At 59.0% G+C, this 13,942-nt stretch carries 12 protein-coding genes and 1 riboswitch; of the genes, 6 read left to right on the top strand and 6 right to left on the bottom strand.

What is annotated here, in order from left to right; translation table 11 throughout:
- The first annotated feature begins 169 nt into the window (after positions 1–169).
- From sucC to ACIOU9_RS08990, 3 genes are all read left to right on the top strand, one after another.
- Positions 170–1,342: an ADP-forming succinate--CoA ligase subunit beta gene (sucC, locus tag ACIOU9_RS09000; RefSeq protein WP_105659137.1), complete on the top strand. Its 1,173-nt coding sequence runs from the start codon at positions 170–172 to the stop codon at positions 1,340–1,342.
- A gap of 16 nt (positions 1,343–1,358) precedes the next feature.
- Positions 1,359–2,261: a succinate--CoA ligase subunit alpha gene (gene sucD / locus ACIOU9_RS08995; protein WP_133833227.1), complete on the top strand. Its 903-nt coding sequence runs from the start codon at positions 1,359–1,361 to the stop codon at positions 2,259–2,261.
- Positions 2,262–2,602: 341 nt separating this feature from the next.
- A complete protein-coding gene (locus tag ACIOU9_RS08990) occupies positions 2,603–3,043 on the top strand; it encodes a hypothetical protein (RefSeq protein ID WP_332487704.1) in 441 nt (146 codons plus the stop codon).
- A 78-nt stretch (positions 3,044–3,121) separates the two neighbouring features.
- On the opposite strand, the gene ACIOU9_RS08985 is transcribed toward ACIOU9_RS08990, so the two are convergent.
- The 3 genes from ACIOU9_RS08985 to ACIOU9_RS08975 form a co-directional block, all read right to left on the bottom strand.
- On the bottom strand, positions 3,122–4,663 hold the full coding sequence (locus ACIOU9_RS08985; protein ID WP_332487702.1) for an MFS transporter: 1,542 nt from the start codon (positions 4,661–4,663) through the stop codon (positions 3,122–3,124).
- 576 nt (positions 4,664–5,239) lie between these two features.
- Positions 5,240–5,524 (bottom strand): hypothetical protein, encoded by a 285-nt coding sequence (locus ACIOU9_RS08980; protein WP_146112257.1) that lies wholly within the window; start codon positions 5,522–5,524, stop codon positions 5,240–5,242.
- Between the two features lie 162 nt (positions 5,525–5,686).
- A complete protein-coding gene (locus ACIOU9_RS08975) occupies positions 5,687–9,034 on the bottom strand; it encodes a DEAD/DEAH box helicase (protein ID WP_105657314.1) in 3,348 nt (1,115 codons plus the stop codon).
- Between the two features lie 86 nt (positions 9,035–9,120).
- Here ACIOU9_RS08975 and ACIOU9_RS08970 point away from each other — a divergent pair, with 86 nt between their 5' ends.
- Positions 9,121–10,311: an LOG family protein gene (locus tag ACIOU9_RS08970; RefSeq protein WP_402696636.1), complete on the top strand. Its 1,191-nt coding sequence runs from the start codon at positions 9,121–9,123 to the stop codon at positions 10,309–10,311.
- Between the two features lie 63 nt (positions 10,312–10,374).
- Here ACIOU9_RS08970 and ACIOU9_RS08965 read toward each other — a convergent pair whose 3' ends face one another.
- From ACIOU9_RS08965 to ACIOU9_RS08955, 3 genes are all read right to left on the bottom strand, one after another.
- Positions 10,375–11,478 (bottom strand): VIT1/CCC1 transporter family protein, encoded by a 1,104-nt coding sequence (locus ACIOU9_RS08965; protein WP_105657316.1) that lies wholly within the window; start codon positions 11,476–11,478, stop codon positions 10,375–10,377.
- A gap of 54 nt (positions 11,479–11,532) precedes the next feature.
- Complete coding sequence (locus ACIOU9_RS08960; RefSeq protein ID WP_105657317.1) at positions 11,533–11,799, bottom strand: hypothetical protein; 267 nt, start codon at positions 11,797–11,799, stop codon at positions 11,533–11,535.
- Between the two features lie 15 nt (positions 11,800–11,814).
- Positions 11,815–11,928, bottom strand: a riboswitch (SAM riboswitch).
- A gap of 67 nt (positions 11,929–11,995) precedes the next feature.
- Positions 11,996–12,583, bottom strand: a complete 588-nt coding sequence (locus tag ACIOU9_RS08955; RefSeq protein ID WP_133833222.1) for a DinB family protein — start codon at positions 12,581–12,583, stop codon at positions 11,996–11,998.
- Positions 12,584–12,716: 133 nt separating this feature from the next.
- Here ACIOU9_RS08955 and ACIOU9_RS08950 point away from each other — a divergent pair, with 133 nt between their 5' ends.
- Together ACIOU9_RS08950 and ACIOU9_RS08945 are read left to right on the top strand one after the other, a co-directional pair.
- Positions 12,717–13,283: a helix-turn-helix domain-containing protein gene (locus tag ACIOU9_RS08950; RefSeq protein WP_105661607.1), complete on the top strand. Its 567-nt coding sequence runs from the start codon at positions 12,717–12,719 to the stop codon at positions 13,281–13,283.
- A gap of 136 nt (positions 13,284–13,419) precedes the next feature.
- The gene (locus ACIOU9_RS08945) at positions 13,420–13,836 is read left to right on the top strand and encodes a hypothetical protein (protein ID WP_133833221.1); all 417 of its coding nucleotides are present in this window, start codon (positions 13,420–13,422) and stop codon (positions 13,834–13,836) included.
- Positions 13,837–13,942: the final 106 nt, after the last annotated feature.

Here is a 13,942-nt window from a genome sequence, read left to right as displayed (position 1 = left end):
TGTAAAAGTGGGAAGTTTGCGAAAGTCGGGATAGTCTGAGAGGTGCGCACGGGCTACGGCGCCTAACGACGTCCCGGTAGTTGCGGTGCGCTCTCTTTGGCATGGCATGGATTTCGGTCTGTGGCCGTGCCGCGAGTCAGCATGAACTTCGAACGAAGGACACAAACCCGTGGACCTGTATGAGTACCAGGCGCGCGATCTATTCGAGGCACACGGCGTTCCCGTGCTTGCCGGTATCGTCGCTTACACCCCGGAAGAAGCAAAAGCCGCAGCTGAGAAGATCGGCGGCGTTGTTGTAGTAAAGGCACAGGTCAAGGTTGGTGGCCGTGGCAAGGCTGGCGGCGTCAAGGTCGCTAAGACCGCCGACGAAGCTTTCGAGCACGCTTCCAACATCCTCGGTATGGACATCAAGGGCCACACCGTAAACAAGGTCATGATCGCTCAGGGCGCCGACATTGCTGAGGAATTCTACTTCTCCGTACTGCTGGACCGTGCAAACCGCAACTACCTGGCCATGTGCTCGGTAGAAGGTGGCATGGAGATCGAGGTGCTCGCAGTTGAGCGCCCGGATGCTCTGGCGAAGGTTGCCGTTGACCCAATCGTCGGCATTGATGCCGCGAAGGCCGCTGAAATCGTTGAGGCAGCTAACTTCCCTGAAGAGCTGCGCGCAAAGGTTGCAGACACCATCCAGAAGCTCTGGGTTGTATTCAAGGAAGAAGACGCCACCCTCGTAGAGGTAAACCCACTGGTGAAGACCGGTGCCGGTGACATCGTTGCACTGGATGGCAAGGTTTCCCTGGACGACAACGCATCTGAGGTTCGCCACCCGGCTCACGAAGAGCTCGAGGACAAGGGCGCAGCCGATCCGCTGGAAGCCAAGGCAAAGGCCGCTGGCCTGAACTACGTCAAGCTGGACGGCGAAGTAGGCATCATCGGCAACGGTGCTGGCCTGGTCATGTCGACCCTGGACGTTGTTGCCTACGCTGGCGAGAACCACGGTTCGGTCAAGCCTGCTAACTTCCTTGACATTGGCGGTGGCGCATCGGCTGAGGTCATGGCTAACGGCCTTGACGTCATCCTGAATGACCCACAGGTCAAGTCGGTCTTCGTCAACGTCTTCGGTGGCATCACCGCATGTGACGCTGTCGCAAACGGCATCGTTGGCGCGCTGAACACCCTGGGTGACGCAGCGAACAAGCCACTGGTTGTCCGCCTGGACGGCAACAACGTTGAAGAGGGTCGCGCCATCTTGGCCGAGGCCAACCACCCGTTGGTCACCCTGGCAGCAACCATGGATGAGGGCGCCGACAAGGCTGCCGAGCTCGCCAACGCAGCGAAGTAAGAGGGATAAGCGAACAATGAGCATTTACCTGAACAAGGACTCCAAGGTCATCGTCCAGGGCATCACCGGCGGCGAAGGCACCAAGCACACCGCCCTGATGCTCAAGGCTGGCACCAACATTGTTGGCGGCGTTAACGCCCGCAAGGCCGGCACCACCGTGACCCACGGTGACAAGGACATCAAGGTTTTCGGCACCGTGGCTGAGGCCAAGGCCGAGACCGGCGCAGACGTATCGATCGTCTTCGTCCCACCTAAGTTCACCAAGGACGCAGTCGTTGAGGCTATCGAGGCCGAAGTTGGCCTCGTTGTAGTCATCACCGAAGGTGTTCCAGTACAGGACTCCGCTGAGTTCTGGGCTCTGGCACAGTCGAAGGTTGACGCCGACGGCAACCAGATCACCCGCATCATCGGCCCTAACTGCCCAGGCATCATCACCCCAGGTGAAGCACTGGTTGGCATCACCCCGAACAATATCACCGGCAAGGGCCCAATCGGCTTGGTTTCCAAGTCAGGTACCCTGACCTACCAGATGATGTACGAACTGCGCGACTTGGGCTTCTCGACCGCAATCGGCATCGGCGGCGACCCAGTCATCGGCACCACCCACATCGATGCCCTGGCTGCTTTCGAAGCTGATCCAGAGACCAAGGCCATCGTCATGATCGGTGAAATCGGTGGCGACGCTGAAGAGCGCGCTGCTGATTACATCAAGGCCAACGTCACCAAGCCAGTTGTTGGCTACGTGGCTGGCTTCACCGCTCCTGAGGGCAAGACCATGGGCCACGCAGGCGCCATCGTTTCCGGTTCGGCTGGCACCGCCCAGGCGAAGAAGGAAGCACTGGAAGCTGCAGGCGTCAAGGTCGGCAAGACTCCTTCGGAGACTGCTGTGCTGCTGCGCGAAGTTTACGCAGCTCTCTAAGCTGACGCTGAACCAGGGCTGACGCCCTGGAGCATACGCCGGAAACGAACGGTCGCCGCTTCTCCTGAATCTTCAGGAGAAGCGGCGACCGTTTCGCATTTAATTGAAATCTTCTAGTCAAATCGCTGATGCACTCATAAGCTGATTAGAATATATGGTTCCAGGGTCTTAAAAAAGGATTGCCGATGATGCGGAGAAGCTACTGGGCAACACTAGCGTGCTTATCCCTGGCATTGGCATCATGCACGAGCCCGGAGGCCGGCGAAAGTGCGGGGCCGTTGCCTTTGAGCCCCGAAAAGGCAAGTTCCTGCGATCGACCGTACATTGCCAGTGGCGGTCAGTTGCGTGGTGCACCGCAGCTGATCCGGGTCGATCGGTTCCATGATCAGGACACGCGCCATACTCTGATCGACGCACCCGTCGGCTCGACTATCAGCTTCAGCCCTCGTCCCAACTGGGACAACGTCGATGAAGTGCTCATGGCAGCCAGCGCCGTCTCCGAAACCACTGTCGCCGAAGAGCCCTACGATGCCAGTGACGGGCTGGAATCGTTGATCAGAAGCTCCGACCAGTCTGCGGGGCTTCTGGGCTACTGGGCAGCGCGTCCCGTGACCTACACGTATAGCGTTCAATGCCTCAACGAGCAGCAGAGCCGCTACACGCTGGTCTTCGATACCTGGTCCGACTCCGAATTCGGAATCCTTGACTGCAAGCTGAGGCTGGATGCGATGGCTCAATGGGCTGCGCAAGCAGCCTATGAATCCTACTGCCAATCTTCCTAGCCGTTGAGCCGGATACAACAATGGCGGGGCTGGTTCCGCTTGGAACCGGCTCCGCCATCGCTTAACCCCATTGCGAGGCTATCTAGCCTGGGACTGCTCCACCTCGGCGTCTGCAATCTCCTGCTGGTAGTTCATTTCCAATTCAGGAACCTGCTCGAAGAGCGCTTCGACATCGAGGTCAGGGTTCTCGTCCTGGGTTTCAACTAGCTCAATGGCTTCCGCTTCCGACGCGACCGAAGGCAGCGAGCCGGGCAATGGCTTGCGAGCGGATTCGCGCAGGTAGCAGACCGCAATGAAACCCGCGACCGAGGTGCCCATAACCCAGAAGGCCGGAGCCAGGGAGGATTTGGTCAGGGTCACCAACGCCTGCATGATGAACGGCGCGAAGCCACCAAAGATGGCTACGGCGAAGTTGTACGAGATGCCCATGCCACCGTAACGCGAGGCGGTTGGGAACAGCGCTGGCAACGACGAAGCCAGATTGGCAACGTAGAAGACTACCGGGACAGCCAGCAGCGCAAGGCCAAGCAGGGTGGACCAGATCTGGCCATGCATCATGAACAGGAAGGCAGGGATAGCCAGGACGATGGCCGAAACCGAACCAATGAACAGGACCTTGCGACGGCCCACGCTATCGGAAAGCTTGCCCGCCAACGGGATGCACAAGGACATGCCCACCAGGATCGGCAGGGTCAGCAGATTGCCGTGCACCGGATCGTATTCCAGCGTCTCGGTGAGGTACGTAGGCATGTAGCTGGTCAGTGCGTAACCGGCGGTGTTGGCCGCCGATACCAGTACGAAGCCGGTGAGCAATTCGCGCCAGTAGGCCTTCACCAGGTCGATGACGCCCTTCGGGGCATCGGCAGCGCTCCGTGCGTCCTCGCTCGCGCGGTTAGCGGCTTCCTGGGCTTCCTTGAAGGCTGGAGTGTCTTCGATCTTGGCGCGGAACCACAGTGCGATAACACCCAGTGGAAGGGCCACCAGGAATGGAATGCGCCATGCGAAGCCTTCCATGACGTCGTCGCTCAGGGTCAGCTGGAGGATGGAGACGAAGGCGGCACCCAGGGCGAAGCCCATGTAGGAACCTAGATCCAGCAGCGAGGCGAAGAATCCACGCCGCTTGTCCGGGGCGTATTCGGTAATGAACGTAGTAGCACCGGCGTACTCGCCGCCAGTGGAGAAGCCCTGTGCAAGCTTCAACACGACCAGGAGAATTGGTGCTGCTACACCCCATACCGAGTAATCCGGGAGGATTCCGATGCCAAACGTGGCCGCTGCCATCATGAGCAGGGTGAAGACCAGAATCTTCTGGCGTCCTACTCGGTCACCCAGCTGGCCCAAGATCACGCCACCAAGCGGGCGCGCGACGAAAGTGACAGCGAATACGCCTAGGCTGAACAGGGTTTGGATTGCAGGCTCGACGGTGTCGGGCATGAAGAGCTTGCCGATAATTACTGCAAGATAGCCGTAGACACCTACGTCGTACCATTCCATCAAATTGCCAACGACGGTACCGCCGATGGCTTTCTTGAGCATCGAATTATCGACGACGTTGACGTCTTCTACCTTCAGGCGGCGTTTCCTCAGGAATCGCTGCTTCCGTGTGTTTTTTGCTTCCATAGTTTCACTCCTCATATCTTTCTTGATCTTGTCCCGGTGCCGGCGACCATATTCATCCACAAGAATGAGGAGCGAAATAGCTGCTCCTTGAGCTGGTTGCGGTCGCCGTGTGACTCGTCGAAATCGATAGATTTCTACTCAAAAATCCGGCGAAAAACCGGCATTGAGCGATGAAACGCTTAAGCGGACAATCATTAAGTTTACCAAAAATTGGATTAATTCCCTGATCGAGGGGCTCTCCAGGGGCGTATGCATGCCCATGGGATCAGTCGAATCCTGCGTGGACCTACCGCCGAATACCCACGGAAGCATGGGGCAAACGAGCCATTGGCCAAGTTGTGGATCGCGGTGCGCGAAAAGCCGAAATTGTGTCGAAGGACTCGGAGCGTCAGGGGTTTCAAAACAGCGAAACAACGCGAAAACGGTGCCCTTGAAGGTCCTGAATCCGGTGGCAAATGAGGGCTTCCGACGGTAAAAAAACGCACGCTGTTCAGCAGAGGTTGGCGCTCAGTCCACAGGGCACAAAAATGCCCCAAGATTGCTGGTGGGCAGCTTGGGGCATGTAGTCGAAGCAGGCTAGCCGCGGAGGCCGGCAGCAGCTTCAGTATCAACTCTCAGGAATGAAGAACCGATGGCAGCGAACGCGCCCGGAATCAGGAGCATTCGGTGCTTCGGGTTATAGAAAATCTCTTCGAGCGGAGACGCCAGAACTCTGCGAATCTTTTCCAGGAGCCGGTCGTTTTCCAGGGACAGGCGTTCCTGTTCGGTTTCAATCACCACACGATCGTTGTTGATACTCACCGATGCACTCATCCAGTCATCATCGGGGGTACTGAGAGTCTCCGATTTAATCAGGGACACGGTTATTACCGCCTTTGTCGTTCGTATCGCCCGGACGAGGATCCGTCTGGGCGCTTGCCCGATGAACGCACTATGTGTGGCCTAGCGCACATCATCGGTCACTTCGAATATACAGGGTTTTACTGAGCGCCGCCTGCTAATACGGCGGATTTAATCAACCTGTTACTCAAGCAGTCCTCGGATATCTTGGGCGGTCAAGGCCTTGGAGAATCCATCGGCTTCATCCATCACTGTCGAGATCAGCTTGCGTTTGCTTTCCTGCAGCGCCACAACCTTCTCTTCGATGGTGCCCTGCGAAATCATTCGGTACACCATCACCTGTCGCGTCTGGCCGATGCGGTGCGTACGGTCGATAGCCTGGGCTTCCACAGCTGGGTTCCACCATGGATCCAGCAAGAAGCAGTAGTCCGCTTCGGTCAAGTTCAGGCCGAAGCCGCCGGCCTTCAAGGAGATCAAGAACAGCGGAGCTTCGCCTTCCTTGAACTGCTCGATGACCTTGGCGCGGTTGCGGGTATTGCCGTCCAGGTAAACGAACTTCACGCCACGTTCGGTCAGCTTGTCGGCAAGCACCTTCAGATACGAGGTGAACTGGCTGAAGATCAGCGCACGGTGGCCTTCGCCCACCACATCATCGAGCTGGTCGAAGAGTGCTTCCAGCTTTGAACCAGGTACGTCCGACAGCGCTGGATCCACTAATGAAGGCTCCAGGGCCAGCATGCGCAGATGGGTCAGCGACTGGAAAATGGTGAAGCGGTTGCGATCCAGATCTTCAACCAGGTGCAAGATTTTCTGGCGTTCGCGGTTCAGATGGGTGTCGTAGACATGCTGGTGCTCTTCGGAAAGGCGCACCAGAAGCTGTTGCTCCTGCTTGGCCGGAAGATCCAGCACCACGGATTCCTTGGTGCGGCGCAGCATGAATGGCTTGATGCGACGCTGCAGCAATGCAAGGGTGTCCTTGTCGCCCAGCACTTCGATGGGGCGGGCGAATTGGCGATTAAAGCGTGTTGTGTTCAGGAACAATGCCGGAGCAACCAGCGACAGCAAAGCACCGAGCTCGGAAAGGTTGTTTTCCATCGGGGTGCCAGTGACGGCCAATTTGAAATTGGTCTGCAGGTTCACCGCGGTGCGGTGGGCCTTGGTGGATTTGTTCTTCACGAACTGCGCCTCATCGAGGATCAAGCCGGCAAAGCGCTGCGCCTCGTAAATCTCGTCGTTCAGACGCAACAGGGTATAGGTCGTGAGAATGACATCGTAATTCTCGGCCAGTTCCCTCAGCTGCCGTGGCGAAGGCAAGGTGCCCTCGACGCTGACTACCCGCAAGGATGGGGCGAACTTGTTGATTTCCATTTCCCAGTTGGAAACCACCGAGCTCGGGGCGACGACCAAGAACGGCAGACGGGTGCGCTGGGTTGCGGGCAGCTGAGCACATGCCTGCGGATCGGCCCAGAGCTTGTGGGCATGGAGAATCAGGGCAATCGTTTGCAAGGTCTTGCCCAAGCCCATGTCATCGGCGAGGATTCCGCCGAATCCGCCTTCGTACAGGCGAGAGAGCCAGTGGAACCCTTCAACCTGGTAAGGGCGCAATTGGGCGTTCAGCGTGTTCGGCACCTGCGCGTGGTGGGCTTCAGCGACCTTGAGCAGTGAACGCATGCGTGCGATAAACAAGTCCGCGCCGTCAATGCCTTCAGCCATCTCATCAAGTTCTTCGAACAATGAGATTTGGAAGACCGTAAGCTTCAGGTCTCCCTCCTTCGGCTTGTCATTCATTGCCTGGGCCTCGTCAACGAGGGCTTTGAGCTTGGCGAACATGGGGTGGTTCAACGAGAACCAAGTGTTATCCGGCAGGCGCAGCTTCATCTGGCCATTGCTCATGGCCTCGACGATCTGCGAGAAAGGAACCTCGTGGTTGCCCACGGTGATCAGCAAGCCAAGGTCCAGCCAGTCGGTCCGTTCATGATTCACGGCATTGATCTTCAGCTGAGGAAGTTCACGCAGCTGACGGAATTTCGGCCGGGTACCCTTCTCAACCAGCTTGACTTCAGGAATGCGTTCCAGCGCGGGGAGGATCTCGGTGACGAAATCGATGGTGTCATCGCGGGCGTAGAACTTCGGCGACAAGTTGGGATTGCCGCTTTCTTCATGGACCAGGAAAACTTCATGCACTGCGGCCTGAAGCAGTTCCTCGGCCTCAAGGTCATACACTTCCTGGTCGCCAGGGATCCCCGGGTAGAGGATCTGGAAGTCCAGCGCGGCGGTGTCGTTCGGTTCGTTATTCTCGTTGAATTCGCGCTTGTAGACCACGGTCGCCTGCACATAGGGCGGTTTCAAAGCAGGCAATTCCAGCTCGTCGCTAACGCTACGCAGCTCGAAACGGCGGGCCAAACGCGGGTAGGAGGATTCAAAGAAATCGTTGATCTCCGGCCTAGGCACGGTGACCGGACGGCGGTCAACATACCAGCGGCGGTGCGCGTCAGGAATCGGCTCAACACTTGGCGCGAGCCAAATCTCATCAGGCTGAGCCAACTGGGCATAGAAACCATGCTCGGCGATGACACCGCTTGGTGCCTCCGGATCGAGAATGAGATCCTGGTTTGCAATGTGCAGGACACCGTCCAATTGCAGCCGTTGCTCATCCAGGGAGGCCTGCATGCTGAAGCTGGCTGGAGCAACGATGCGCACGCGCTGCTCGGATCGGGTCGTGATCAGCGGAATTCCCAGCTCATCAGCTTGGTCAAGCAGTGGCCAGAGCAGCTCGGAAGCGTACTCGTCCAGGAACAGCCAGTCTTCATCCACCTTGAACTGCAGCTGGCTGTCGCTGCGCGCCATGGAGGCAAAGCGGGTAAACCAGTGGTGCTGCGCCCGCAGCAGGTTCCAGCCGTAGGTCTTGAAGCCCAGGGTGGTCCAGCGAAGCTGGCCACGAACCCAACGGCCTTCGGTGTTGCGAACCATTGGGCGCACTCCCAAGCGGAAGCGCTTATTGCGGGTCGGGTGCGGGATGGTTCCGGTCGGCATCCATTGTTGCTGCTGGGTGGCGTCCTTCGAATCGAAGAGCAGGAACTGAAGCGCCATCGGCACTACCGGATCGTGCTGCGAACCAAGCAGGCCATCGGCCGGGCCCGGCTCGGACTCTTCAAACCATGAATCGATTTGCTGCGACCAAACTGTGTTCGGCTTCTCTTCCCGGGCAGGCACGGGGCGTGGCTGGGAAGCGATCTTGTTGGAGACAATAGCCAGTGCCGCGATGTGCGAGCAGATGCCCGGTGCGTCGCAGGTGCACTCGCACGATTCGATCTTCCACTCTCCACCGTCCATGAGGACCTGGATCATCGGAGAATATTCTTCGCCAGAATCGGTGACGGTGCCTTCGATCTGGTGGGTGCTTTCGTCGAATTCCACGTCAACCACGGAATTTGCTTCTGCAGCCAGGTTCTTTCCATAGAAGAAAGGAACGTTGCCCAGAAAAGCCAATAAGTGGCGGGCATCAATGGTTGGTGGAACAGATTCAATCATCCTCTCATCGTTTCACGTTCCGGGCCTTCGCGAAAGTTGAAGGGCCTTTCTGTGAATAATCACTATCTATGACGTAGCGTTGACGCATGTCCCAAGTGTGGCCCTACCTTCCAGCACGCGCAGTGAACATAACGACGCTCGTTGAATTCGACCGTCTCGCAGCCGAAGCGCTGGCTTCCCACCGCGCACGCGGAAAAGGCTGGCGAGTGCACCGTGTTGATCTGCGCGAACGGGATACCGTGCTGGAATCCTTGGATCTTTCCGAAGCGCTATTCATCGATTGCCAGTATTCCGCGCAAGGAGCGCAGATCGTGCAAGCCACTGGCGGGCTGTGCATGAGCTCGGGGGAGGAGGTTCCCTTCGAGACGGTGGCTCGCGGCTTGTATTCGCCGCATGAGTTGTACTCGGGGATCCGGACGCAGACCTACGAGCATGTGCCTGATGCGAAGATCTACGCGTACTCCCAGCAGCATGCAGCGGTGAATTCCGATAGCGATAGCAATGCGCTGGCAAGAACCCTGCATGATCACCACATTGGCCAGGCGCTGGTCTCGGCGGTGTACGAGGGCACGTTCAAGGAAACCCCGATTATCGGGGTGATGGGCGGGCATGCGATGAGCCGGGGCACTGCGCAGTATGCGCAAGCTTTGGAGCTTGGGCGCATGATTACCCGGGCCGGCTACGCGGTCGCCACCGGTGGAGGCCCCGGCGCAATGGAAGCCGCCAACGCCGGTGCGTGGCTGGCCGATTACGGGCAAGAAGATGTCGCTACGGCATTGCAGATGCTGGCCGAAGCGCCAGATGCGATCCATCAGCGCACCGGCTGGGCGAGAATTGCGCTGATGGTCAAGGAGCGTTTCCCGAGCCAGCGGCAGTCCCTGGGCGTGCCAACCTGGTTCTACGGCCATGAGCCGCCGAATCTGTTTGCCACCCAGATTGCCAAGTTCTTCACCAATTCCATTCGTGAAGCGATTTTGCTGGAGCAGTCCAACGGCGGGCTGGTAGTTCTGCCCGGGGCCGCCGGCACGGTGCAGGAAATCTTCCAGGATGCCTGCGAAAACTACTACGCTACCGGTGCTCGCGTGGTGCCGATGGTGCTGATCGGCAAGGACTATTGGACGAGGGATCTGCCTGCTTGGCCGCTGCTTCAGGCCCTGGCCAAGGACCGTGTCATGGAACAGAAGATTGCTCTGGTGGAAACCGCCGAAGAAGCGATGGAGTTCATCCAGAGCATGCAAACCCTGCGCCGGCGTACCCGGCGGCCGGAGAACAGCTAGAGCACGGCATGGAAAATGCCGGTAGAGCCAAAGCTGTACCGGCATTCGAATCGCAGCAGGCTGCTATCCGATGCTGACGTCGAAGATCAGGCCCAAGCAGTAGGTGATGGCCGCTGCGCCCCAGCCGATGGCTAGCTGGCGCAGGCCGCGCTTGAGCGGGGAGGCACCGGAAAGCAGTCCCACGATCCCTCCGGTGATCATCAGGGCCACGCCTACCAGGACTACCGAGACGAGGATCGCGGTCATGCCGGAGAGCCCAAGGATATAAGGCAGGATCGGCACGACCGCGCCGGAAGCGAAAAGGATGAACGAGGTGGCCGCCGCGCCGGTGGCCGACCCCAGTTCCTGGTGCTCCTTCTCGAGTTCTTCGCCGCGGCCTTCCGGGTTCAACGAGAAGTCGGGGTTGCAATCGCAGGTGAACAGGCCCATGCGTTCTGCGGCCCGGTGCGCTGCATCTTCATCGCTCATGCCGCGGGCCTTGTAGATCAGCACCAGCTCGTTGGCGTCCAGATCGAGGTTCGGGGCGGCGGTCAGCGTGACCTGGGTTGGTCGCGAGGCGGTCAGCAGCTCGCGCTGGGAACGCACCGAGACGTATTCGCCAGCTGCCATGGACAGTGCGCCGGCCAGCAAACCGGCAACACCGGAGAACAGCACGAAGGTCGCTGAAACACCGGTCGCACCGATACCCATGATCAACGCCAGGTTGGAAACCAGCCCGTCGTTGGCGCCGAAGACCGCAGCGCGGAAGTTGCCCGAAAGGCGCGCACGGCCTGCTGTAGCCAGCGCCCGGACGACCTCTTCGTGGACCTGTTCGTCGGCCGCCATCTGCGCGGTGGCGTCCTTGTCGTCGCGGTAGGGCGAACTGCTTTCGGAGCGCTGGGCCATGGCCAGCACGAAGACCGAACCGAAATGCAATGCCAGGAAACGCAGCATGGTGCGTCGCAGCGACGGGCGGACTTCCTTGAAATGCTCGCCGAGCAGGACGCGCCAGTGGGATTCGTGGCGGGCTTCCGCCTCTGCAAGGCCCAGCAGGATTTGCCGTTCTTGACCGGTTTTCTTTTCCGCGAGGGCCCTGTAGATGGAGCCTTCGGCGACTTCATCTGCGAGATACTTGCGCCATCGCTGGATCTGCGCTTTGGTAGGTTCGGTTTCTGGGTGCTGTGGCATCGCGACGATGACTCTCCTGGAACATGGATTTTCCAATGAAACCCGTGGATCGGATCAACCACCCAGTTTAGTCAGGGCTCCTGCACTTGGGAATTTGGCAAGGCTAAAAGCAATTCTCTTGCCCGCGGGATTTCCGGCTACCGGCAGCACCAGCTGCAATTCAGAAGTGGCCGGATCATAGGTCGGCCTGCGGGCGCAACGGGCAATGAGCCGTTCAAGCCTGAGCGGATCTGCAACGTAGCGGGTGCGCCAGCGCCCCTCGGCCTTGAACTGCACTTGGCCGGTCTGGCGGTCGATGACGGGCAGAATCGGATATGCCATGGAGGTCAACTCTCTTGCGAGCTCTTGCCCGTGCACCTGTTGATGCGCGGACCGCTTCCTCATCCGAACCACCCATGAACTTGGGGTTGGTGCGCGGCCAGTCGGAGCTTGGCGCCGCGTCTCGTGAAGCAACATTTCCGATGGTACCGCCGGCGGTAGGGCCCGGTGAAGTCCGAATGCGTAATATGACTGCGGCTCAGCTGCCCGGGGCAAAGGCATTGGCCAGTTGCTGCAGCTTCTCGCGTTGTTCGGCCCATTGCCCCGCGGTGTAGCCGGGCAGCAGATCCAGTTGCGCGGTCCAGCCAGCACGGCCATCGAGCTGCTCGCGGATAATATCCAGATGCCCTGCATGCCGGGAGGTTTCGGCGAGCGCATGGATGAGCAGGTGGTCCAAGGTGGTTTTGCCAGCTGGCCCCCACCACGGTACCTCTACGGGACAGTCCAGGGGCAGATCGCTGATGGCTTCATCGGCGAAGGCGATGGCTTTCCGATACAGGCCGATCAGCTGTTGCGCATCCATATCTGCTGGCGGGAGGAAATCCGCGTCGGGATCATGCGGCGCAATGAATTCGCGAACGTAGCGGTCATCGGCCCTGCGCTTGAGGCAGGTGCCGAAATATTCGTATTCATTGATCGCCAAATGGTGCAGTACTCCCAGGATATGGGTGCCTGTAGGGGTGAGCGGAGTGCGTGCCAGGTGTTCGGCGAGGCCTTCTGCCTTGTAGATCGCATTCTCGCGCGCGTCGTTCAGGTACCCGCAGAGCTTGTCCTTGGTGCTGTCCATGGGCAGAGTCTAGTGAGCGCTGCAGTCTCGCGGTAGAGGGCGCGGTGTGTTTACCATTGGTAAACTTGCCCCGCAGGCCTTGAAGCCAAAGTGGTTGCGGTTGTTGCTGCAGAAAACGTCGAGGAGCCAAACGATGAAAACCTTGCCAGTTGAACCAACCGGTGCCGCGATCAATATCGGTGCGAGGCTGCGCGGGGTGCGCCAGACCCAGCGTATGACCATTGACCAGGTCGCCGAGCTATCCGGACTGACCAAGGGTTTCCTCTCGCGTGTGGAGCGCGACCTGACCAGCCCTTCGGTTTCCACTCTTTTGCGGTTGTGCGAAGTGCTGGGCATGGAGGTCGGTACCCTCTTCGAGGTTCCTGAAACGAAACTGGTCCGACTGGAGCAGGCACCCCGTGTTTCCCTGGGCGGTGACGGCATCACGGAGCAGCTGGTCACGCCGCGCAGCGAGAAGCGGGTGCAGATGATTCGCGCCGAGATTGCGCCCAAGGGCACCGGTGAAGCGGAGCTGTATTCGGTGGATTGCGAGCTGGAAGTGCTGCACGTGATCGCTGGAAAATTCATCCTGGTATTGCCTGATCAGCGCGTAGAACTCGAAGCAGGCGATACGATCACCTTCCCCGGGCGTGAACCGCATAGCTGGGAAAACGATTCTGATGAGGTTGCCGTGGTTACCTGGACGCTGATCCTCTCATGACGCCAATCCCTTGCGCTTGCTGCCATGGCACGGCATGCGCAGTGCGGCTGCGCGTTCGTCTGCGGGGAGATGAACCGCGTATTCTAGGAACGATGCGTTGTTCCGGGCGCTCGGGACAATCAGTGATGGGAGAGGCGTGAGGACAGGCGAACCAACCGCTGCGCAAGATCAACTGCGCAGTATCAGCTGGTGGGCTTCGATACTTTTCGGCGTTCTTATTGGCACCACCTTGACCTGGATCCGCACCCAACGCAATTTCTTCTTCATTGGCGCCGCGATTCTGGCCGTCGTCATTGTCACCATTGGCGTGCGGACGATTCGCCGACGGGCACGCTTCCCGGTGATGGCGCAGGCGCGCACCTCGTGGGCGTATGTGCTGTGGACAGGTGTCCTGCTGGTCCTGGCCGGACCGATCCAGCTGGTGTACGTAGCTGATGACCTTTCCGAACTGACTATCAAATCGCTGGTCATGTCCGCAGGCTTCTGCCTGGGCATTCACGAGGTCGACCGCGCGCTGGTGAAAGCCAGCAAGAAGCGCTCCGGCGAGGCCTAGCCTCCCGATTTGGGCAAAATAGCCTGAAATGTAGTCAAAACATCCAATACCCTTAAGCGCGTTTTTGCATAGTGTGATCCTGACCAACTTTCCAGAAGGGGTTGCC

Origin of the sequence: Glutamicibacter sp. NPDC087583, assembly GCF_044743685.1 — a bacterium.
GTDB lineage: Bacteria > Actinomycetota > Actinomycetes > Actinomycetales > Micrococcaceae > Glutamicibacter.
This window is presented reverse-complemented; position numbering and strand designations above follow the sequence as displayed.

Excerpts from the sequence above, each read along its gene's own strand:
- sucD (WP_133833227.1), top strand. The coding sequence starts at position 1,359 with ATGAGCATTTACCTGAACAAGGACTCCAAGGTCATCGTCCAGGGCATC.
- ACIOU9_RS08985 (WP_332487702.1), bottom strand. The coding sequence starts at position 4,663 with ATGGAAGCAAAAAACACACGGAAGCAGCGATTCCTGAGGAAACGCCGC.
- ACIOU9_RS08975 (WP_105657314.1), bottom strand. The coding sequence starts at position 9,034 with ATGATTGAATCTGTTCCACCAACCATTGATGCCCGCCACTTATTGGCT.
- ACIOU9_RS08970 (WP_402696636.1), top strand. The coding sequence starts at position 9,121 with ATGTCCCAAGTGTGGCCCTACCTTCCAGCACGCGCAGTGAACATAACG.
- ACIOU9_RS08965 (WP_105657316.1), bottom strand. The coding sequence starts at position 11,478 with ATGCCACAGCACCCAGAAACCGAACCTACCAAAGCGCAGATCCAGCGA.
- ACIOU9_RS08960 (WP_105657317.1), bottom strand. The coding sequence starts at position 11,799 with ATGGCATATCCGATTCTGCCCGTCATCGACCGCCAGACCGGCCAAGTG.
- ACIOU9_RS08955 (WP_133833222.1), bottom strand. The coding sequence starts at position 12,583 with ATGGACAGCACCAAGGACAAGCTCTGCGGGTACCTGAACGACGCGCGC.
- ACIOU9_RS08950 (WP_105661607.1), top strand. The coding sequence starts at position 12,717 with ATGAAAACCTTGCCAGTTGAACCAACCGGTGCCGCGATCAATATCGGT.